The sequence below is a fragment of the Ralstonia sp. 25C genome, assembly GCF_051904805.1.
Classification (GTDB): Bacteria; Pseudomonadota; Gammaproteobacteria; order Burkholderiales; family Burkholderiaceae; genus Ralstonia.
The window spans coordinates 3,515,337-3,537,058 of sequence record NZ_CP196737.1; the positions used below are offsets into that span (position 1 = coordinate 3,515,337).

Consider the following 21,722-nt stretch of genomic DNA (forward strand, 5'->3'; position numbering starts at 1 on the left):
CCCGCTGGGCGCACGGGGTGTCGAGCGGCGCGCCGAGACGCCTTTGCCCCGGCAAGCGCCGGGTGAACGCGGGTTGACGTGACCGGATGCCTTCCATACTATCGGGGCAATTTTTAGCCCCAACCCCTCAGAACTTGATGCGATCCGTGCGACTTCTTGCGGCATCTGTGCTCAGTCTGCTTCTCGCGGCCTGTGCTACGGCTCCCGCCCCGAACGCCGACACCGCCAGCACAAGCGCCTCTGCCTCCGCGACCAGCCAAAACGCGCCGGTCGTCAATGTTGATCAGCAGTCTGTGGCGTCCCTGAAAGGGCCAGCCAAGGATCTCTGGGCGCGCATTCGCCAGGGTTTCTCCATGCCCAACCTGCAAAGCTCGGCCGTGGATGACCGTACCGACTGGTATGCGCAGCGCCCGGAGGCGTTCCGCCGCATGGTGGACCGCTCGAACCGGTACCTGTATCACATTGTTGAAGAACTGGAGCGGCGCAACATGCCCACCGAACTGGCCCTGCTGCCGTTCGTGGAAAGCGCGTTCAATCCCCAGGCAGTGTCGAGCGCCAAGGCGGCCGGGATGTGGCAGTTCATCCCGAGCACCGGCCGGACCTACAACCTCAAGCAGAACGTCTTCCAGGACGAGCGCCGCGACGTGCTGGCTTCGACTGATGCTGCGCTGGACTACCTCTCCAAGCTGCACGACCAGTTTGGCGACTGGCAACTCGCGCTGGCCGCCTATAACTGGGGCGAAGGTTCGGTCGCGCGGGCGATCGCCCGTAACCAGGCGGCTGGGCTGTCGACGGATTACGTCAACTTGAACATGCCTGCCGAGACGCGCATGTACGTGCCCAAGCTCCAGGCGGTGAAGAACATCATCGCCAATCCGGAGCGCTACAGCGTCTCGTTGCCCGACATCCCGAACCACCCGTACTTCGTCACCGTGACGACCTCGCGTGATATTGATGTCACGCTGGCGGCCAAGCTGGCCAATCTGCCGATGGACGAGTTCAAGGCGCTGAACCCGTCGTTCAACCGGCCAGTGATTCTGGGCGCGTCGAACCCGCAGATCCTGCTGCCTTACGACAACGCGGAAACGTTCCAATACAACCTGAACACGTATCGCGGCGGCCTGTCGAGCTGGACGGCCGTGACGGTCGGTAATCGCGAACGTGTGGAGGCCTTGGCGGCGCGGTTGAAGGTCAACCCGGACACCATCCGCGAGATCAACCGCATTCCGAAGGGCATGCGGTTGAAGGCGGGCTCCACCGTGGTGGTGCCGCGTACCGATGGCGCGAAGGAGGACACACCCGACATCAGCCCCGAACTGGCCGAGAACGCCACCATGGCGGTCGAGCCCGACATGCCCGATCTGCGGAAGGTGGTGGTGCGTGCGGGCAAGCGCGATACCGTCGCGGGGCTGTCACGCCGCTATGGCGTGTCGGTCGCGCAGATTCGTGCGTGGAACCAGTTGCCTGGTGATGCCATCCCCCGCGGGCACAACGTCGTGCTGATGCTGCCGCAGGCGCGCGGCGGCGCCCGGGGCGGCCAGGCGCGGGTGGTGCGTGTGTCGACCGCCGGGGCCCGTGCCCCAGTTGCCACCACGCGTGTGCCGGCGGCCAAGGTGGCCGGCAAGCCCGTGGTCAAGGCAAAGCCAGTGGCGAGCACATCGGCCAAGCGCAAGAAGCACTGAGATTGGCACAATAAAACGGCGTCCTGCGGGGCGCCGTTTTGCTTCTGGGCGGCGGGTAAGACCTGCGTAAGTTCACGGCCTCAAAGTTGGCGCATTCGACACATCAAGATCGAGCCATCGCACACGATGGCCAGGAGACAACGTCATGCCCATGTCCGCCGCGTATCGCGCGCTGTATCAGCGTTCCATTGACGACCCTGCCGGCTTCTGGGGTGAACAAGCCCAGCGCATCGACTGGCAGACGCCATATTCCGCCGTGCTCGACGATTCGCGCCTGCCGTTCGCGCGCTGGTTTGTGGGCGGGCGCACCAACCTGTGCCACAACGCCGTCGACAGGCACCTCGCCACCCGCGGCGAGCAATCGGCGCTGGTGTATGTGTCCACCGAAACCGGCATCGAGACCACTTACACGTATCGACAGCTCTATCGCGAGGTCAATCGCATGGCGGCCAGCCTGCAGGCGCTGGGCGTCAAGCGCGGCGACCGTGTGCTGATCTACCTGCCGATGATTCCCGAGGCAGCCTTTGCCATGCTGGCGTGCGCACGCATCGGGGCGATTCACTCGGTCGTGTTCGGCGGTTTCGCGTCCAATAGCCTCGCCACGCGCATCGACGACGCCACGCCGCGCGTGATCGTCAGCGCCGACGCCGGCTCGCGCGCGGGCAAGGTGGTGGAGTACAAGCCGTTGCTCGATGCCGCCATCGACCTGGCCGCGCACAAGCCCGAGCGTGTATTGCTGGTTAACCGCAAGCTCGCGCTAATGCAGCACCACCCGCGCGATGTCGATTACGCCACGCTCGCTGCCCAGCATGCCGACGCAGACGTGCCTTGCGAATGGATGGGATCGAGCGAGCCGTCGTACATCCTCTACACCTCGGGGACGACCGGCAAACCGAAGGGCGTGCAGCGCGATACCGGCGGTTATGCGGTGGCGTTGGCCGCGTCGATACCGCTCATCTTTGGCGCGCAGGCCGGCGACACGATGTTCACGGCATCGGATGTCGGCTGGGTGGTGGGACACAGCTACATCGTCTATGCGCCGCTGCTCGCCGGCCTCACGACCGTCATGTACGAAGGTACGCCGATCCGTCCGGATGGCGCAGTCTGGTGGCGCATCGTCGAGCAATACCGCGTGAATGTGATGTTCACCGCGCCGACCGCCATCCGTGTGCTCAAGAAGCAGGACCCGGCGCTGCTGCAGCGGCATGATCTGTCCAGTCTGCGCCGCCTGTTCCTGGCTGGCGAGCCGCTGGACGAGCCGACTGCAAGCTGGATCGGCGAGGCGCTGCACAAGCCCATCGTCGACAACTACTGGCAGACGGAAACCGGCTGGCCGATGCTGGCCATCCCGCAGGGTGTCGAGCCCTCCACGCAAAAGCTCGGCTCGCCGGGTTTTCCGGTGTACGGCTACAAGCTGGACATCCTGGATGAGGCGACAGGCGAATCCTGTGCCCCCGGCGAAAAGGGTCTGCTGGCCGTCGCCGCGCCGTTGCCGCCAGGCTGCATGACAACGGTTTGGGGCGACGATGCTCGCTTCCTGAAAACGTATTGGTCTGCATTTCCTGGTCGGCACATCTATTCGAGCTTCGACTGGGGCGTGCGTGATGAGGAGGGCTACGTCACCATCCTCGGCCGCACGGACGACGTCATCAACGTCGCCGGCCATCGCCTGGGCACGCGCGAGATCGAAGAGAGCCTCTCGTCGCATCCGGCCATCGCGGAAGTGGCGGTGGTGGGCGTGGCCGACCAACTCAAGGGGCAGGTGGCGATGGGGTTTGCCATCGTGCGGGACGCGTCGCGAGTCGCTGAGCCTGCAGATCGGCTGACGCTGGAAGGCGAACTGATGCGCACGGTGGAGGCGCAATTGGGAGCGGTGGCGCGGCCGTCACGCGTGTTTTTCGTCAATGCGCTGCCCAAGACGCGCTCGGGCAAGCTGCTGCGCCGCGCGATGCAGGCCGTGGCCGAAGGCCGTGATCCGGGCGATTTGACGACCATTGAAGACCCGACCGCGCTGGCGCAGGTGCAAGCGGCAATGCAGGGGTAGCAACGCAAAGAAAGTGACGTGCCCGCCAGTCTGGAGGCGGGCCGGCAACACAGGCGGGCCGTCACAGTTGGCGGGTGACCCGCCGATAAGTCCTTCCTTTTATTGAGTTTTTTGTGGCGTGACGGTATAATTTTCAGGTTTGAGTTCAGAAACCCATCACCCTAGCGCCAACCGCTTCCTACCTCCCGCCTACCGCCCCGTCTTGCCTCGTTTCCTGGTGAATGTTGCCCCAGTTTCGACGCGCAAACGGCCCGGATTCCGCGCAGCCGGAATTCCGCTTTGGCGCCAAGGCGATCAGGTCGGCACAGGGTGAATCCAGCAGGAGCTACCCGTGTTGCCGTCTTTCCCGCCCGCCATTCTTGCGCTTGCAGACGGCACGGTCTTTCGTGGCTATTCCATCGGTGCGGCCGGTCATACGATCGGCGAAGTGGTGTTCAACACCGCCATCACCGGCTATCAGGAAATCCTTACCGATCCGAGCTACTCGCGCCAGATCGTCACGCTTACGTACCCGCACATCGGTAACGTCGGCGTGAACCGTGAGGACGTCGAAGCCACGAAAGTCCATGCCGCCGGCCTCATCATCAAGGATCTGCCGATCCTCGCGTCGAACTTCCGCAAGGAACACTCGCTCTCGCATTACCTGAAGGGCGAGAAGGTCGTCGCCATTGCCGGTATCGACACCCGCAAGCTGACCCGCATCCTGCGCGAGAAGGGCGCCCAGAACGGCTGCATCCTCGCCGGCGAAGACAACGTGCAGAAGGCCATCGACCTGGCACGCTCGTTCCCGGGCCTGTCGGGCATGGATCTGGCGAAGGTGGTGTCCGTCACCGAGCCGTACGAATGGACCCAGACCGAATGGGAACTGGGCCGCGGCTACGGCAAGCAGGAAGCGCCGAAGTACCACGTGGTCGCGTATGACTTCGGCGTCAAGTTCAACATCCTGCGCATGCTGGCCGAGCGCGGCTGCCGCGTGACGGTGGTGCCGGCGCAAACCAGCGCCGCTGACGTGCTGGCGCACAACCCGGACGGCGTGTTCCTCTCCAACGGCCCTGGCGATCCGGAGCCGTGCGACTACGCCATCGCGGCTGCCAAGGAATTCCTGGACCGTCGCCTCCCGACGTTCGGAATCTGCCTGGGTCACCAGATCATGGGCCTGGCCGTCGGTGGCAAGACGCTCAAGATGAAGACCGGTCACCACGGCGCCAACCACCCGGTGAAGGATCTGCAGGACGGCCGCGTGGTCATCACCTCGCAGAACCACGGCTTTGCGGTCGATCCGGAATCGCTGCCGGCCAACGCACGCGTGACGCACGTCTCGCTGTTCGACGGCACGCTGCAAGGCTTCGAGCTGACGGACCGCCCGGCATTCTGCTTCCAAGGTCACCCGGAAGCCTCGCCTGGCCCGCACGACATCGCGTATCTGTTCGACCGCTTCACCGCGGCGATGGACGCAGCCAAGCAGTAAGGCAAACGAGATCGCCATGAACGCTTTCATGCTCGCCCACTTCGGCATCACCGAGTTCTGGACTTTCCTGCTCGGCACGATCTTCATCGTGCTGCTGCCGGGTCCGAACTCGATGTACGTGCTGTCGGTGGCGGCCCGTCGCGGTGTGCGCGCGGGCTACCAGGGCGCATGCGGCGTGTTTCTGGGCGATGCCATCCTGATGGTGCTGTCGGCGGCGGGTGTGGCTTCGCTGCTGAAGGCGAGTCCGGCGCTGTTCTACGTCGTGAAGTACATCGGTGCGGCGTACCTAGCGTGGATCGGTCTGCAGATGCTGCGCGGCGCCGTGCGCAACTGGCGTGCACGCCAACAGGGCAATGCTGTTGACCAGAGCCTTGGGGCAGCCGAAAGCAACGAAGCCAATCCGTTCAAGAAGGCGCTGATCATCAGCCTGCTGAACCCGAAGGCGATCCTGTTCTTCATCTCGTTCTTCATCCAGTTCGTCGATCCGCACTACGCGTTGCCGGTGGTGTCGTTCGTCGTGCTGGGGCTGGTTTGCCAAGTCTGCAGCTTCCTGTACCTGACCACCATCATCTTCGTGGGCGCGCGGCTGGCCGCGGCGTTCCGCGCGCGACGACGCCTGTCTGCCAGTATGAGCAGCGGCGTCGGCGCCATGTTTATCGGCTTTTCCGCCAAGCTGGCGACGGCCACACTGAATTAATCGAATCGAGCGGGTTATGCCAAAACGTACAGACATTAAAACCATCCTGATCATCGGCGCGGGTCCGATCATCATCGGCCAGGCGTGCGAGTTCGATTACTCCGGCGCGCAGGCTTGCAAGGCGCTGCGTGAAGAAGGCTTCAAGGTGGTCCTGGTCAACAGCAACCCGGCCACGATCATGACCGACCCCAGCACGGCCGATGTGACCTACATCGAGCCGATCACCTGGGAAGTGGTCGAACGCATCATCGCCAAGGAGCGCCCGGACGCGATCCTGCCGACCATGGGCGGCCAGACCGCGCTGAACTGTGCGCTGGACCTGCATCGCCACGGCGTGCTCGAGAAGTACAACGTCGAGCTGATCGGCGCGTCGCCGGAAGCCATCGACAAGGCTGAAGACCGCCAGAAGTTCAAGGACGCGATGACCAAGATCGGCCTGGGTTCGGCCAAGTCGGGCATCGCACATTCGATGGACGAAGCCGTGGCCGTGCAATCGCACATCGCCAAGGAAACCGGCACCAGCGGCTACCCGATCGTGATCCGCCCGTCGTTCACGCTGGGCGGCACGGGCGGCGGTATCGCCTACAACCGCGAAGAATTCGAAGAGATCTGCAAGCGCGGTCTCGACCTCTCGCCGACCAACGAGCTGCTGATCGAAGAATCGCTGCTCGGCTGGAAGGAATACGAGATGGAAGTCGTGCGCGACAAGGCCGACAACTGCATCATCGTCTGCTCGATCGAAAACCTGGACCCGATGGGCATCCACACCGGTGACTCCATCACCGTGGCCCCGGCACAGACGCTGACCGACAAGGAATACCAGATCCTGCGTAACGCCTCGCTGGCGGTGCTGCGCGAGATCGGCGTCGACACGGGCGGTTCGAACGTCCAGTTCTCGATCAACCCGAAGGACGGTCGGATGATCGTGATCGAGATGAACCCGCGTGTGTCGCGCTCGTCGGCACTGGCTTCGAAGGCCACCGGCTTCCCGATCGCCAAGGTCGCGGCCAAGCTGGCCGTGGGCTACACGCTGGATGAGCTGAAGAACGAGATCACCGGTGGCGCGACCCCGGCGTCGTTCGAGCCGTCGATCGACTACGTGGTCACCAAGGTGCCGCGTTTCGCGTTCGAAAAATTCCCGCAGGCCGACAGCCACCTGACCACGCAGATGAAGTCGGTGGGCGAGGTGATGGCCATGGGCCGCACCTTCCAGGAGTCGTTCCAGAAGGCACTGCGCGGCCTGGAAGTTGGCGTGGACGGCCTGGACGAAAAGTTGACCGACCGCGACGAGATCATCGAAGAGATCGGCGAAGCCGGCCCGGACCGCATCTGGTATCTGGGCGATGCTTTCCGCCTGGGTCTGTCGATCGACGAGATCTATGCCGAGACGGCAGTGGACCCCTGGTTCCTCGCGCAGATCGAAGACATCGTCAAGACCGAAGCGCTGGTCAAGGCTCGCACGCTAGATAGCCTGTCGGCCGCGGAACTGCGTCTGCTCAAGCAGAAGGGCTTCTCCGACCGTCGCCTGGCCAAGCTGACCAAGACGACCGCCAAGGCCGTGCGCGAGAAGCGTATCGCCGAGAAGGTCCGCCCGGTCTACAAGCGTGTGGACACCTGCGCCGCCGAGTTCGCCACCAACACCGCGTACCTGTACTCGACCTACGAGGCAGAACACGGCGAGTGCGAAGCCGAGCCGACCAACAACAAGAAGATCATGGTGCTGGGCGGCGGCCCGAACCGGATCGGCCAGGGCATCGAGTTCGACTACTGCTGCGTGCACGCCGCGCTGGCGCTGCGTGAAGACGGGTACGAGACCATCATGGTCAACTGCAACCCGGAAACCGTCTCGACCGACTACGACACGTCTGACCGCCTGTACTTCGAGCCGGTCACGCTGGAAGACGTGCTCGAGATCGTCAACAAGGAAAAGCCGGTCGGCGTGATCGTGCAATACGGCGGCCAGACCCCGCTGAAGCTCGCGCTCGACCTGGAAGCCAACGGCGTGCCCATCATCGGTACGTCGCCGGACATGATCGATGCGGCTGAAGACCGTGAGCGCTTCCAGAAGCTGCTGCACGAGCTGGGCCTGCGTCAGCCGCCCAACCGTACCGCACGTGCTGAAGACGAAGCGCTGAAGCTGGCCGAAGAAATCGGCTATCCGCTGGTGGTGCGTCCGTCGTACGTGCTGGGTGGCCGCGCGATGGAAATCGTGCACGAGCCGCGCGACCTCGAGCGCTACATGCGCGAAGCCGTGAAGGTGTCGAACGACAGCCCCGTGCTGCTCGACCGCTTCCTGAACGACGCCATCGAGTGCGACGTGGATTGTATTTCCGACGGCAAAAATGTCTTCATCGGCGGTGTGATGGAGCACATCGAGCAGGCTGGCGTGCACTCGGGCGACTCGGCTTGCTCGCTGCCGCCGTACTCGCTGTCGCAGGCGACCGTTGACGAACTCAAGCGCCAGACCGCCGCGATGGCCAAGGCGCTGAACGTGGTCGGCCTGATGAACGTGCAGTTCGCCATCCAGCAACGCGATGGCCAAGACATCGTGTACGTGCTGGAAGTGAACCCGCGTGCATCGCGTACGGTGCCGTACGTGTCGAAGGCGACCGGTATCTCGCTGGCTAAGGTGGCCGCGCGTTGCATGGCCGGCCAGTCGCTGGATTCGCAAGGTGTCGAAGCGGAAGTCGTGCCGGCGTATTACAGCGTCAAGGAAGCCGTGTTCCCGTTCAACAAGTTCCCGGGCGTTGATCCGGTGCTTGGACCGGAAATGCGCTCCACCGGCGAGGTCATGGGCGTCGGCAAGACCTTCGGCGAGGCGCTCTTCAAGAGCCAGCTCGCCGCCGGTTCGCGCTTGCCCGAGAAGGGCACCGTGCTGATGACAGTGAAGGACAGCGACAAGCCGGCCGCGGTGGAAGTTGCCCGCGCGCTGCATACGCTGGGCTACCCGATCGTCGCGACGCGCGGTACGGCTTCGGCCATCGAAGCCGCGGGCATTCCGGTGCGCGTGGTCAACAAGGTGAAGGATGGTCGCCCGCACATCGTCGACATGATCAAGAACGCTGAGATCGCTCTCGTGTTCACGACCGTCGAACGAGACGCGTACCGCGATTGCCGATTCGCGTTCGATCCGCCAGGCGGCTCTGGCGCAACGCGTGACGTACTACACCACCATCGCTGGCGCCCGCGCCGCGGTGGAGGGCCTGAAGCACATGCAGAACCTGGATGTGTACGACCTCCAAGGTCTGCACGCCACCCTGTAAGGCCCTCGTCCGACCCCGCGGCGTGGCATAGCGTCGCGGCAAATCGCCCGGAGTGAGGCAGTTGCCCCCTCCGGACGGTTCGCCTACACTACAGCGTCCGTGTCAAAACAACGACAGCCGCCGTCAGGCGGGTGTGCGCTACGCGCCCTCCCGCTTCGCAGCGGCTGATTTTTTTGTGATTTCGAATTACTCGCTATGAGCACCATTCCCATTACCAAGCGCGGTGCCGAGATGCTCAAGGAAGAGCTGCAGCGCTTGAAGACCAAGGAGCGTCCGGCCGTCGTCAACGCCATCGCTGAGGCGCGTGCCCAGGGAGATCTGTCCGAAAACGCCGACTACGATGCCGCCAAGGAGCGTCAGGGCTTCATCGAAGGCCGCATCATGGAAATCGAATCGAAGCTGGCGGCCGCGCAGATTATCGATCCGGCCGCGCTGGACGCAGAAGGCCGCGTGGTGTTCGGTGCCACCATTGATCTGGAAGATCTGGACTCGGGCAAGCCCGTCACGTACCAGATCGTCGGTGATGACGAAGCCGATCTGGAAACCGGCAAGATCTCGATCAGCTCCCCGATCGCACGCGCACTGATCGGCAAGTTTGAAGGCGATGTCGCCACCGTGGTCGCCCCGGGTGGCGAGCGCGAATACGAAGTCGTCGCGGTCAAGTACCTCTAATCCGCATTTGGAGCCAGCCACCATGCCGCAGCGCTTCTTCCAGTTGCTCGCCACGGTGTGGTGCGGTTCGCTCTGGACCATCGGCTACGTCGCCGCGCCCACGCTGTTTGCCATGCTGGAAGATCGCCAGTTGGCGGGTGCGATCGCCGGGCGGTTGTTCCACGCGGAGGCGTGGATCGGCCTCGCGAGCGGTTGCCTCCTGTTATTGGCGGCGACGGCGTTGGTCCGGCGCGGGCAGGGTGGTTACAAGCCGTTGCGCTGGCTGGTGCTAGGGATGCTGGTATGCGTGCTGGTCGGCTATTTTGGCCTACAGCCGTTCATGGCTTCACTGCGCGAACAAGCTGCGGCGCAGGGCTTGGCGGTAGGGCAATCGGCATACCGTGCTCAATTTGGCATGCTGCATGGCGTGTCCAGCGCGTTCTACCTCGTGCAAAGCCTGCTCGGTCTTGCGTTGATCTGGAAGACGGCTGGCATCCGGCAGGCTTCCTAAGGCGCAAAAAAAAGACCGGCTGAAACGCCGGTCGTTTTGTGTGCAGCCTTGAATCAGGACAACGCCTTCTTCTTCTGGCTGGCTTGACGCGGTTTGGCGCGCTTGACGTTGCCGCCCGCCGTGACACGCTCGTTGCCGAGCACGCTCAGGCGGACCGGTTTCGGGCGGCGGGCGCTGTTCGGATTGGGCTTGCGGACCGTGATCGAACGCGGGCCGGCACCCACCGTGGTCTTGCGAGGCGGCTTGAGGTCCTTCGGCTGGTTTTCCTTCAGGTAAGCGGGGCCTTCGCGCCAGATCACCAGCAGCTTGCCGATGTGCTGCACCGGGGCTGCCTGCAGGCGGGCGCAGATGGTGTCGTAGATTTCAATGCGGGCTTCGCGGTCGTCGCCGGCCACGCGAACTTTGATCAGCGCGTGAGCCGCCAGCGAGCGGTCGATTTCGGCTAGAACGGCCTTGGTCAGGCCCTCCGCACCGATGATGACGACCGGATTCAATGCATGCGCTTCCGAGCGCAGTTCCGATCGCTGGGCAGGGGTGAGGGTGAGGGCGGGCATAAATAAGGGCGGGATCGCGGAAAAAGACAAACGGCGCGTATTATCCGCCAAAATCAGTCCAAGCCGCCATGTTTAGGCAGTTTGGCAATCCATTCGATGGCAAAAAACAAATTCAACCAGTCGTGGCTGCACGACCATATCAACGATCCGTACGTGAAGCTGGCGCAGCGCGAGGGCTATCGCGCGCGCGCCGCCTACAAGCTCAAAGAGATCGACGAGCAGGACAAGCTGATCAAGCCGGGCCAGGTCATCGTTGACCTCGGTGCCGCGCCGGGCAGCTGGAGCCAGTACGTGCGCAACAAGCTGGCCGCCTCGCCGCGCGCCAAGGATGGCCGCATTGACGGCGCCATCGTCGCCATCGACATCCTGCCGATGGAAGCGATTGCCGACGTTGAGTTCATCCAGGGCGACTTCCGTGAGGACGAGGTCTTCCGGCAACTGGAAGAAATCGTGCTGGAAGCCACGGGCGGAGGCAAAGTCGACCTTGTTTTGTCAGATATGGCCCCCAATCTGTCCGGAGTGGCGTCGGCGGACGCCGCGCGCATGGAGCACATCGCCGAACTGGCCGTGGAATTTGCCATGGCGCACCTGAAACCTGAAGGTGCACTGCTGATCAAATGTTTTCACGGCAGCGGCTATAGTCAGATCGTCGAGATGTTCAAGCGCCATTTCAAGATCGTGGCGCCGCGCAAGCCAAAGGCCTCCCGCGACAAATCGTCCGAGACGTTCCTGCTGGGCCGACAACTCAAGCATCCGGGCTGACGGACGTTAGTCAGGAAAGGCGCTCGGTATGAGGTTGCGTTGCCGATGGTCTTGCGGGCAATCAACCTACGGCGGTATCCGTGCATTACAATGCCAAGCATCCCGTCAAGGCATTTCTAAAGGAGTCTCGCCTTGAATAACAACTGGTTTCAGAAGGCGGCCATCTGGTTGGTGATTGCCTTGGTGCTGTTCACCGTCTTCAAGCAGTTCGACAAGCCACGCGCCCAAGAAGGGGTGACGTACTCGCAATTCATGGATGACGCGAAGGCCGGCAAGGTCAAACGCGTGGAAGTGCAGGGGCGTACGCTGCTGGTCACGCCCAACGAGGGCAACAAGTATTCGATCATCTCGCCGGGCGACATTTGGATGGTCGGCGACCTGATGAAGTACGGCGTGCAGGTGACGGGTAAGGCCGAAGACGAGCCCAATATGCTCTATTCGATACTTACCTACCTGGGCCCGACGCTGCTGATCATCGTGTTCTGGTTCTACATGATGCGACAGATGCAGGGCGGCGGGAAAGGCGGCGCCTTCTCGTTCGGCAAGTCGCGCGCTCGGCTGATCGACGAGAACAACAACAGCGTCACGTTTGCCGACGTGGCCGGTTGCGACGAGTCGAAGGAAGAGGTCGTCGAGCTGGTCGACTTCCTCAAGGATCCTCAGAAATTCCAGAAGCTGGGCGGCCGTATTCCGCGCGGCGTGCTGCTGGTGGGCCCTCCGGGTACCGGCAAGACGCTGCTGGCGCGCGCCATCGCCGGCGAAGCTAAGGTGCCGTTCTTCAGCATCTCCGGTTCGGATTTCGTTGAAATGTTCGTTGGCGTGGGCGCGGCCCGCGTGCGCGACATGTTCGAAAACGCCAAGAAGCAAGCGCCCTGCATCGTCTTCATCGATGAAATCGATGCGGTCGGCCGCCATCGTGGCGCCGGCATGGGCGGCGGCAACGACGAGCGCGAGCAGACCCTGAACCAGATGCTGGTTGAGATGGACGGCTTCGAGGCCAACTCGGGCGTGATCGTGATTGCTGCGACCAACCGTGCTGACGTGCTCGATAAGGCGCTGCTGCGTCCGGGTCGCTTTGACCGTCAGGTCTACGTCGGCCTGCCCGACATCCGCGGCCGCGAGCAGATCCTCAAGGTGCACATGCGTAAGGTGCCCATCGGCAACGATGTGGATGCATCGGTGCTGGCACGCGGTACGCCGGGCTTCTCGGGTGCAGATCTGGCCAACCTAGTCAACGAAGCTGCGCTGTTTGCTGCACGCCGCAACAAGCGCGTGGTCGACATGCAGGACTTTGAAGACGCGAAGGACAAGATCTACATGGGTCCGGAGCGCAAGTCCGCTGTGATCCGTGAAGAAGAGCGCAAGGCCACGGCGTACCACGAGTCGGGTCACGCAGTGGTGGCCAAGCTGCTGCCGAAGGCCGATCCGGTGCACAAGGTCACGATCATGCCGCGCGGTTGGGCGGGCGGTCTGACCTGGCAACTGCCTGAGCACGACAAGCACTATGCCTACAAGGACACGATGCTCGAAGAGATCGCCATCCTGTTCGGTGGTCGCGCAGCGGAAGAGGTATTCCTGGGCGCGATGAGCACCGGTGCCTCGAACGACTTCGAGCGCGCCACCAAGATGGCCCGCGACATGGTGACGCGCTACGGCATGAGCGACACGCTTGGCACCATGGTCTACGTTGATACGGAGCAGGACGGCTTCTTCGGTCGCATGGCTTCGAAGACGGTGTCCGAAGCGACGCAGCAGAAGGTGGACTCGGAAATCCGTCGTATCGTGGACGAGCAGTACACCCTGGCCAAGGGCCTGCTGGAATCGAACCGCGACAAGGTGGAGGCGATGACCGCCGCGCTGCTCGAGTGGGAAACCATCGACGCAGACCAGGTCAACGACATCATGGACGGCAAGCCGCCGCGCCCGCCGCGCTACGGTTCCACCGGTGGTGGCAGCACGCCGCCGGGTGGTGGCACCCCGGCCGTGAATCCGGGCAATGTGCCTGCCACGGCATGATGACCACGTAGTTTGTTGCCCATGCGGTAACGCAGAAGAGCCGGTGCCCGCGCACCGGCTTTTTTGTGGCTGCCTTTTTTAGCGTGCCTCGCGTAGCATTCCGGTCCTGCGCTGCATTCTGCCTCGTCTATCTTGTCTGCCTCCATTCCGACCCCAACGCATTTCCAGTGCGGGCGTTTTCGTTACCCGCGTCATCGGCGCCCGCTGGTCATGGGCATTCTCAATGTCACGCCGGATTCATTTTCCGACGGAGGGCAGCACGCGGCGCGCGATGCCGCGTTACACCATGCCGAGCAACTGATTGCCGAAGGCGTCGACATGATCGACATCGGTGGTGAGTCGAGCCGCCCGGGTGCCGCGCCGCTTGGCTTGCAAGAAGAACTCGACCGCGTCATGCCGATCGTTGAGGCGCTGCGCGATTGCGGCAAGCCGCTGTCGATCGATACCTACAAGCCCGAGGTGATGCGGGCCACGTTGAATGCTGGCGCCGACCTCATCAATGACATTTGGGGCTTCCGGCGGCCGGGTGCGATAGAGGCGGTGGCGAAGAGCAATGCTGGGCTGTGCGTCATGCACATGCAGCGCGATCCGGAAACCATGCAGGAATCGCCAAACTATGCGGATTTGATGGGCGAGGTAGCGGCGTTCCTGCGCACACAAGTCGACGCGCTCATGGCGGCCGGCGTGGCGGCGGAGCGCATCTCGCTCGACCCGGGATTTGGCTTTGGCAAGACGCCGAATCACAATCTCACGATGCTCAACCGCTTGGCGGAGTTCGAAGAGATTGGCTTGCCATTACTCGCCGGCTTGTCACGCAAATCGACGCTGGGCGCAGTGCTGGGCGGCAAGCCGCCGGCGGAACGGGTGACGGCCAGCGTGGCCGCAGCGCTGCTGGCTGCGGAGCGAGGCGCTTTCATCGTACGTGTGCACGATGTGCGACCCACCGTGGAAGCCCTTCAGGTCTGGTGGGCCATGCGCCACGAACGCATCGATCCGCCACTGGAATGACAGCCGCCCCGGCCTCGCACGGCCGGGGGTCGAGCGAACAGACGATTGCCCGGCTGGGGGCAGCGCCTTACAAACAAAGCAAGCAACATCTTCAGGAGAGATTCCCCATGTCCAGGAAGTATTTCGGCACCGATGGCATTCGCGGGCGCGTTGGCGAAAGCCCGATCACGCCGGATTTTGTGCTGCGTCTCGGTTATGCCGCCGGTCGGGTGCTGGCGCATGGCAACGAAGCGCACGGCCATGGCCGTCCCACGGTGCTGATCGGCAAGGACACGCGCCTGTCGGGCTACATGCTGGAAGCCGCGCTGGAAGCGGGCTTTACGGCCGCCGGCGTCGATGTGCTGATGAGTGGTCCCCTGCCCACGCCTGGTGTAGCATACCTGACGCGCGCGCTGCGGCTGTCGGCGGGTGTGGTGATCTCGGCGTCGCACAACCCGTATTACGACAACGGCATCAAGTTCTTCTCGGCCACGGGCGACAAGCTGCCTGATGAGACCGAATTGCAGATCGAAGCCCAGCTGGAAAAGCCGATGGAATATGCGGCTTCCGACGCGCTGGGTCGGGCCCGCCGTATCGACGATGCCGCTGGCCGCTACATCGAGTTCTGCAAGAGCACGTTCCCGAGCGACCTGAACCTGTTCGGCATGAAGGTTGTGCTGGACAGCGCGCATGGCGCGGCCTATCACATTGCACCGCACGTCTTCCATGAACTGGGGGCGGACGTGGTCTCCATCGGCAACCAGCCGAATGGCCGCAACATCAATGACGGCTATGGCGCGACCGCACCGGCCAAGCTGGTCGAGGCCACGCGTGAACACGATGCCGACATCGGTCTGGCGTTCGACGGCGATGCCGATCGCCTGCAGGTAGTCGACCGCAACGGCCGCCTCTACAACGGGGACGAACTGCTCTACGTGATGGTGCAGGCCCGCCGCGCCGCCGGTTTGCCGGTGCAGGGCGCTGTGGGCACGCTGATGACGAACCTTGCCGTGGAGCTGGCCCTCAAGGCGCAGGGTGTTGAATTTGTGCGTGCCAAGGTGGGCGACCGCTATGTGCTGGAAGAACTGAAGAAGAACGGCTGGCTGCTCGGCGGCGAGGGCTCGGGCCACTTGCTTTGCCTGGACAAGCACAGCACGGGCGACGGCATCATCTCGGCACTGCAGGTGCTCGCGGCATTGCGTCGCAGTGGTCAGACGCTGGAGCAAATGCTCGACGGCGTGCGTCTGTTCCCGCAAAAGCTCATCAATGTGCGCGTCGAAAAGGGCTTCGACTGGAAATCGCACACGGGCCTGCAAGCCGCCCTCAAAACCAGCGAAGCTGAGCTGGAAGGCAAGGGCCGTGTGCTGATCCGCCCCTCTGGCACGGAACCGGTCGTGCGTGTGATGGTGGAGGCCCAAGATGCGGACTTGGCAAACCAACATGCGGAGCGTCTGGCAGCGACATTTCAGTGACACTGCCACGTCAATCGAATGCCTATAAAGCGACCTACGGGTCGCTTTTTTTATGCGCGCGAGGCGACTTTCGTGTCTTACAGAGCAGTTATAAGAAGTTTCTGTGTTGTCACGGAACTGTCATTTAGGCGGCCTAAAGTTCGGGTGTCAAAAATTTGTCATCGCTCAACCGCTCCTCGGAGAACACACATGAAACTGGTTAAGACCGCGATCGCGGGCGTCGTCTCGCTGGCAATCGCTGGTGCTGCGTTTGCTGCCGACATTACCGGCGCTGGCGCTACCTTTCCGGCTCCTGTCTACAGCAAGTGGGCTGACGCCTATCAAAAGGCGACTGGCACCAAGGTGAACTACCAAGCCATCGGCTCGGGTGGTGGCATCAAGCAGATCACGGCCAAGACGGTCGACTTTGGCGCATCGGACATGCCGCTGAAAGACGCCGACCTGAACAAGGACAACCTGCTGCAATTCCCGACCGTGATCGGCGGCGTGGTGCCGGTGATCAACCTGCCGGGCGTGAAGGCGGGTGAACTGATGCTCAATGGTGACGTGCTGGGCAAGATCTACCTGGGCGAGATCAAGAAGTGGAATGATCCGGCCATCGCCAAGCTGAACCCGAAGGCCAAGTTGCCGGACCAGGACATCCTGGTGGTGCGCCGCGCCGACGGCTCGGGCACGTCGTTCATCTTCACGAACTATCTGTCGAAGGTGAATGCCGAGTGGAAGAGCAAGGTCGGCGAAGGCACGACCGTGAACTGGCCGATCGGTACGGGTGGCAAGGGTAACGAGGGCGTGGCTGCGTTCGTGCAGCGTCTGAAGGGCGCGATCGGCTACGTTGAGTACGCCTACGCCAAGCAGAACAAGATGACCCACGTGAACCTGCAGAACAAGGCTGGCAACGTGGTGCAGCCGACCGCCGACGCCTTCAAGGCCGCGGCTGCCGGTGCAGACTGGAACAAGTCGTTCTACCAGATCCTGACGGACGGCCCGGGCAAGGACGCATGGCCGATCGCCGGTGCAACGTTCATCCTGCTGCACAAGACGCAGGACAAGCCGGCACAGGGCGCTGAAGTGATGAAGTTCTTCGACTGGGCCTACAAGGGCGGCGACGGCGCAGCCAAGGACCTGGATTACGTGCCGCTGCCGGACGTGGTGAAGAACCAGATCCGCGCGACGTGGAAGTCGAGCGTGAAGGACGCTTCGGGCAAGGCGATCTACAACTGATCGTTGCCGCTGCATCCGTGCTCGTCATTCAATGCAGCACACGGCGCGGGCGGTGTCATTCGGCCGCCCGCGCCATTTCAACGCTTCTTTCACGGCTCTCACGGCTGACTGGTGTCCCTCATGGCCACGCTTTCTGATTCCTCCGGCGCCTCCAGCATGCGCGCGCCGAGCCGCACTGGCGATCTGCTGTTCGGTGGTCTGACCCGCCTTGCCGCCATCATCACGCTCCTGCTGCTGGGCGGCATCATTGTCTCGCTCATCATCAGCGCCTGGCCGTCGATCCAGAAATTCGGCCTGTCGTTCCTGTGGAACGCGGAGTGGGATCCGCCCGCCGATGTGTATGGCGCGCTGGTGCCGATCTACGGCACGCTGGTCACCTCGCTGATCGCGCTCATCATTGCCGTGCCCGTGAGCTTCGGCATTGCCCTGTTTCTGACCGAGCTGTCGCCGGCCTGGCTGCGTCAACCGCTGGGTACCGCCATCGAGCTGCTCGCCGCCGTGCCGTCCATCGTGTACGGTATGTGGGGCCTGCTCGTGTTTGCGCCCATCTTTGGCGAATACTTTCAAACGCCGCTGGCCAATACCATCGGCAAGATTCCGTTCATCGGTGCGCTGTTCCAGGGCGCGCCAATCGGCATCGGCCTGCTGTGCGCCGGGGTGATCCTGGCGATCATGATCATCCCGTACATCTCGGCGGTGATGCGCGACGTGTTCGAAATCACGCCGACGCTGCTCAAGGAATCCGCCTACGGCGTGGGCTGTACGACGTGGGAAGTCATGTGGAACGTGGTGCTGCCGTACACCAAGGCCGGCGTGATCGGCGGCGTGATGCTGGGCCTGGGCCGTGCGCTGGGCGAGACCATGGCCGTGACGTTCGTGATCGGCAATACCAACCTGCTGTCGGATGTGTCGTTGTTCTCGCCGGGTAACAGCATTACCTCGGCGCTGGCCAACGAGTTTGCGGAAGCCGGCCAAGGGCTGCACACCGCAGCGCTGATGGAGCTGGGTCTGATCCTGTTCGTGATCACGTTCATCGTGCTGGCGGCGTCCAAGCTGTTGCTGCTGCGCCTGCAGAAGGGCGAGGGCAAGAAGTGAACCAACGCGATCTACCGCACGTGCCGACCGGTGCCATGAGACCCAATACCATGCGTACGCCTTCCATTCCTGCTGTTCGCGCCGACTCGGAGAAGATCAAGTCGCGCTTGCAGGCCCGCCGCCGCAACGTCAATCGTGTGGCGCTTACGTTGTCGCTGGCTGCCATGGGCTTTGGCCTGATCTGGCTGGCGTGGATTCTGTGGACCACGCTGTCGCTGGGCGTGGGTGGTTTGTCGCTGTCGCTCTTCACGGAGATGACGCCGCCGCCGAACACGCCGGGAGGCGGCCTTGCCAACGCTATCGCGGGCTCGTTCCTGCTGGTGGGTATGGCTACGCTGATCGGCACGCCGCTGGGCATCCTGGCGGGCATCTACCTGGCCGAATACGGCAAGACGTCGCCCTTGGCCAGTGCCACGCGCTTCATCAATGACATTCTGTTGTCGGCGCCGTCCATCGTCATCGGCCTGTTCGTGTATGCCTTGGTGGTGGCGCGCGTGCAGCACTTCTCGGGCTTGGCCGGTGTGCTTGCGCTGGCGCTGCTGCAGATTCCGATTGTGGTGCGTACCACCGAAAACATGCTGAACCTCGTGCCCAACGCCATGCGCGAAGCGGCCATGGCACTCGGCACGCCCAAGTGGAAGATGATTCTGTCGATCACGCTCAAGGCGTCGTATGCCGGCGTGATTACCGGTGTGCTGCTGGCCATCGCCCGCATTGCCGGCGAGACCGCGCCGTTGCTCTTCACCGCGCTGAACAACCAGTTCTGGAGCCTGGACCTGAACCAGCCCGTGGCGACGATGCCGGTGGTGATCTTCCGCTTTGCGATGAGCCCGTTCCCCGAGTGGCAGCAGTTGGCCTGGGCCGGGGTGTTCCTGATTACGCTGGGTGTGCTGGGGCTGAATGTCCTTGCGCGTGCCTTGTTCACGAAGAAATGATCATGACTGCTACGTCCCTCGAAGTGCGCACGCAACAACCCAAGATCGATGTTCGCGACCTGAACTTCTACTACGGCAAGTTCCATGCGCTGAAGAATATCTCGCTGCAGATTCCGGAGAAGCAGGTGACGGCCTTCATTGGCCCGTCGGGCTGCGGCAAATCCACGCTGCTGCGTACCTTCAACAAGATGTACGCGCTGTACCCCGAGCAACGTGCGGAAGGGCAGATCAACATGGACGGCGAGAACCTGCTCACGTCCAAGATGGACATCGCACTGTTGCGTGCCAAGGTGGGCATGGTGTTCCAGAAGCCGACGCCGTTCCCGATGTCGATCTACGACAACATCGCCTTTGGCGTGAAGCTGTTCGAGCGTCTGTCGCGCTCGGAAATGGATGACCGCGTGGAATGGGCGCTGACCAAGGCCGCGCTGTGGAACGAAGTGAAGGACAAGCTCAACCAGTCGGGCTACGGCTTGTCGGGCGGCCAGCAGCAGCGTCTGTGTATCGCACGCGGCATCGCCATCCGCCCCGAAGTGCTGCTGCTGGATGAGCCGTGCTCCGCGCTGGACCCGATTTCCACCGGCAAGATTGAAGAACTGATCGCCGAACTGAAGGATGACTACACCGTCGTCATCGTCACGCATAACATGCAACAGGCGGCGCGCTGCTCCGATTACACGGCGTATATGTATCTGGGTGAGCTGATCGAATTCGGCGATACCGAAAAGATCTTTATCAAGCCGCAGCGCAAAGAAACGGAAGACTACATCACCGGCCGTTTTGGTTGATCTGCCACGCTGAAACGACAAGGAGAAAAACGATGTCCGAGAAACATCTGTCATCGCAATTTGATAGCGACCTGACTTCCATCAGCACCAAGGTGCTGCAGATGGGTGGCCTGGTGGAAGCGCAGATCGCCCGTGCGATGCGCGCCCTGGCCAACTTCGACACCGCCATGTGCGACCAGGTGCTCGCGGTGGAGCAGGAGATCAACGCACTCGAAATCGAGATCGACGGCGACTGCAACAACATCATCGCGCGCCGCCAGCCGACCGCGCGTGACTTGCGCCTGGTGATGGCTATTTCGAAGACCATCACCAACCTCGAGCGCGCCGGCGATGAGGCCGCCAAGATCGCCAAGCGCGCCAAGCGCCTCATGCAAGACCAGCAGGCGCATGCGCTGAACTACGCCGGTGTGGAACGCTCGGGCGAGATGGCCGCGACCATCCTGCGCCACGCGCTCGACGCCTTCGCGCGCCTGGATACCGCGGCGGCCGTGTCGATCCTGCAGGAAGACAAGGCCATCGATGAGGAATTCCGCGGCTTCATGCGCGAACTCATCACGTACATGATGGAGAATCCGCGCACGATTTCGGTGGCGCTGGATCTGCTGTTCATTGCCAAGGCTATCGAGCGCATTGGCGACCATGCCAAGAACATCGCAGAATTTATCATCTACATCGTCAAGGGAACCGACGTTCGGCATGCCGGACGCGAAGCGCTGGAGCGTGAAATCCTGGGTGAGGGCGAATAAGAGAGGGATTGGAGACGTGAGCATGCCGAGCAGTATTCTGGTCGTGGAAGACGAACCGGCGATCGCCGAACTGATCGCCGTCAACCTGCAGCACGCAGGGCACTACCCGATCCGCGCCTACAACGCAGAACAGGCACTCTCGCTGATGAGCGACGTGCTGCCCGACCTCGTCCTGCTGGACTGGATGTTGCCGGGCAAGTCCGGCGTGATGTTCGCCAAGGAGCTACGCGCCAACGAGCGCACGCGCCAGATCCCGATCATCATGCTGACCGCCCGCAGCGAAGAGCAGGACAAGATCATGGGCCTGGACAGCGGTGCCGATGACTACGTCACCAAGCCGTTCTCGCCCAAGGAACTGCTGGCCCGCATCAAGGCCGTGCTGCGCCGCCGTGCGCCGCAACTGACCGACGATGTGGTCGCCATCAACGGCCTCAAGCTGGACCCGGCTACGCACCGCGTGACGGCCACGAACACCGAAGCAGAAAACCCGATCAAGCTCGATCTGGGCCCGACCGAGTTCCGCCTGCTGCATTTCCTGATGACGCACCCGGAGCGCGTGCACAGCCGCTCGCAGCTGCTCGATCAGGTCTGGGGCGACCACGTGTTTGTGGAAGAGCGCACGGTGGACGTGCATATCAAGCGCCTGCGCGCGGCACTTGCCCCGGGCGGCTACAGCAACATGATCGAAACCGTGCGCGGCAGCGGCTATCGCTTGGCGCGCAATCCGGGGCAGTAACCCTTCGCTGATCTGCCGCGCGGTTGTGCTGTTGTCTTGTTGCGCCGTCGCCAATCGCGTGGTCATACGATCTTCGTGGTCCAGCGCTTAGAAT

General features: G+C 62.8%; 17 protein-coding genes and 1 pseudogene. 17 read left to right on the plus strand and 1 reads right to left on the minus strand.

Annotated features, from left to right (window positions below; all coding sequences use genetic code 11):
• The first annotated feature begins 137 nt into the window (after window positions 1-137).
• The 7 genes and pseudogenes from ACS7SF_RS16515 to ACS7SF_RS16545 all read left to right on the plus strand — a co-directional run bounded on the left by ACS7SF_RS16515 (window position 138) and on the right by ACS7SF_RS16545 (window position 10,316).
• A complete protein-coding gene (locus ACS7SF_RS16515) occupies window positions 138-1,682 on the plus strand; it encodes a transglycosylase SLT domain-containing protein (protein ID WP_439890756.1) in 1,545 nt (514 codons plus the stop codon).
• 145 nt (window positions 1,683-1,827) lie between these two features.
• Window positions 1,828-3,726 (plus strand): propionate--CoA ligase, encoded by a 1,899-nt coding sequence (gene prpE / locus ACS7SF_RS16520; protein ID WP_439890757.1) that lies wholly within the window; start codon window positions 1,828-1,830, stop codon window positions 3,724-3,726.
• Window positions 3,727-4,057: 331 nt separating this feature from the next.
• Entirely contained in the window at window positions 4,058-5,194 is a 1,137-nt protein-coding gene (gene carA, locus ACS7SF_RS16525) for a glutamine-hydrolyzing carbamoyl-phosphate synthase small subunit (protein ID WP_439890758.1), read from the plus strand.
• 16 nt (window positions 5,195-5,210) lie between these two features.
• On the plus strand, window positions 5,211-5,891 hold the full coding sequence (gene leuE, locus ACS7SF_RS16530; RefSeq protein WP_439890759.1) for a leucine efflux protein LeuE: 681 nt from the start codon (window positions 5,211-5,213) through the stop codon (window positions 5,889-5,891).
• Window positions 5,892-5,907: 16 nt separating this feature from the next.
• Window positions 5,908-9,154, plus strand: a pseudogene (gene carB, locus ACS7SF_RS16535) (carbamoyl-phosphate synthase large subunit).
• Window positions 9,155-9,349: 195 nt separating this feature from the next.
• On the plus strand, window positions 9,350-9,826 hold the full coding sequence (gene greA / locus ACS7SF_RS16540) for a transcription elongation factor GreA (protein WP_366172456.1): 477 nt from the start codon (window positions 9,350-9,352) through the stop codon (window positions 9,824-9,826).
• Between the two features lie 22 nt (window positions 9,827-9,848).
• Window positions 9,849-10,316: a DUF4149 domain-containing protein gene (locus ACS7SF_RS16545; RefSeq protein WP_439890760.1), complete on the plus strand. Its 468-nt coding sequence runs from the start codon at window positions 9,849-9,851 to the stop codon at window positions 10,314-10,316.
• Window positions 10,317-10,369: 53 nt separating this feature from the next.
• Here the strand turns inward: ACS7SF_RS16545 and ACS7SF_RS16550 are convergent, their stop codons facing one another.
• Window positions 10,370-10,870 (minus strand): YhbY family RNA-binding protein, encoded by a 501-nt coding sequence (locus ACS7SF_RS16550; protein ID WP_439890761.1) that lies wholly within the window; start codon window positions 10,868-10,870, stop codon window positions 10,370-10,372.
• A gap of 96 nt (window positions 10,871-10,966) precedes the next feature.
• Here ACS7SF_RS16550 and ACS7SF_RS16555 point away from each other — a divergent pair, with 96 nt between their 5' ends.
• From ACS7SF_RS16555 to phoB, 10 genes are all read left to right on the plus strand, one after another.
• The gene (locus ACS7SF_RS16555) at window positions 10,967-11,632 is read left to right on the plus strand and encodes an RlmE family RNA methyltransferase (RefSeq protein WP_426398272.1); all 666 of its coding nucleotides are present in this window, start codon (window positions 10,967-10,969) and stop codon (window positions 11,630-11,632) included.
• Window positions 11,633-11,764: 132 nt separating this feature from the next.
• Complete coding sequence (gene ftsH, locus ACS7SF_RS16560) at window positions 11,765-13,648, plus strand: ATP-dependent zinc metalloprotease FtsH (protein ID WP_426398274.1); 1,884 nt, start codon at window positions 11,765-11,767, stop codon at window positions 13,646-13,648.
• Window positions 13,649-13,792: 144 nt separating this feature from the next.
• Window positions 13,793-14,656: a dihydropteroate synthase gene (folP, locus tag ACS7SF_RS16565; protein ID WP_439892784.1), complete on the plus strand. Its 864-nt coding sequence runs from the start codon at window positions 13,793-13,795 to the stop codon at window positions 14,654-14,656.
• Between the two features lie 107 nt (window positions 14,657-14,763).
• The gene (glmM, locus tag ACS7SF_RS16570) at window positions 14,764-16,107 is read left to right on the plus strand and encodes a phosphoglucosamine mutase (RefSeq protein WP_439890762.1); all 1,344 of its coding nucleotides are present in this window, start codon (window positions 14,764-14,766) and stop codon (window positions 16,105-16,107) included.
• 189 nt (window positions 16,108-16,296) lie between these two features.
• A complete protein-coding gene (gene pstS / locus ACS7SF_RS16575) occupies window positions 16,297-17,328 on the plus strand; it encodes a phosphate ABC transporter substrate-binding protein PstS (RefSeq protein ID WP_439890763.1) in 1,032 nt (343 codons plus the stop codon).
• A gap of 120 nt (window positions 17,329-17,448) precedes the next feature.
• Entirely contained in the window at window positions 17,449-18,423 is a 975-nt protein-coding gene (gene pstC / locus ACS7SF_RS16580) for a phosphate ABC transporter permease PstC (RefSeq protein WP_439890764.1), read from the plus strand.
• 50 nt (window positions 18,424-18,473) lie between these two features.
• Entirely contained in the window at window positions 18,474-19,358 is an 885-nt protein-coding gene (gene pstA / locus ACS7SF_RS16585) for a phosphate ABC transporter permease PstA (RefSeq protein ID WP_439890765.1), read from the plus strand.
• Entirely contained in the window at window positions 19,355-20,146 is a 792-nt protein-coding gene (gene pstB, locus ACS7SF_RS16590) for a phosphate ABC transporter ATP-binding protein PstB (protein WP_439890766.1), read from the plus strand. Before pstA ends, pstB begins: the two co-directional genes overlap by 4 nt.
• Window positions 20,147-20,178: 32 nt before the next feature.
• A complete protein-coding gene (phoU, locus tag ACS7SF_RS16595; protein WP_426398286.1) occupies window positions 20,179-20,892 on the plus strand; it encodes a phosphate signaling complex protein PhoU in 714 nt (237 codons plus the stop codon).
• Window positions 20,893-20,914: 22 nt separating this feature from the next.
• Window positions 20,915-21,628: a phosphate regulon transcriptional regulator PhoB gene (gene phoB, locus ACS7SF_RS16600; RefSeq protein ID WP_252684284.1), complete on the plus strand. Its 714-nt coding sequence runs from the start codon at window positions 20,915-20,917 to the stop codon at window positions 21,626-21,628.
• Window positions 21,629-21,722 lie beyond the last annotated feature (94 nt).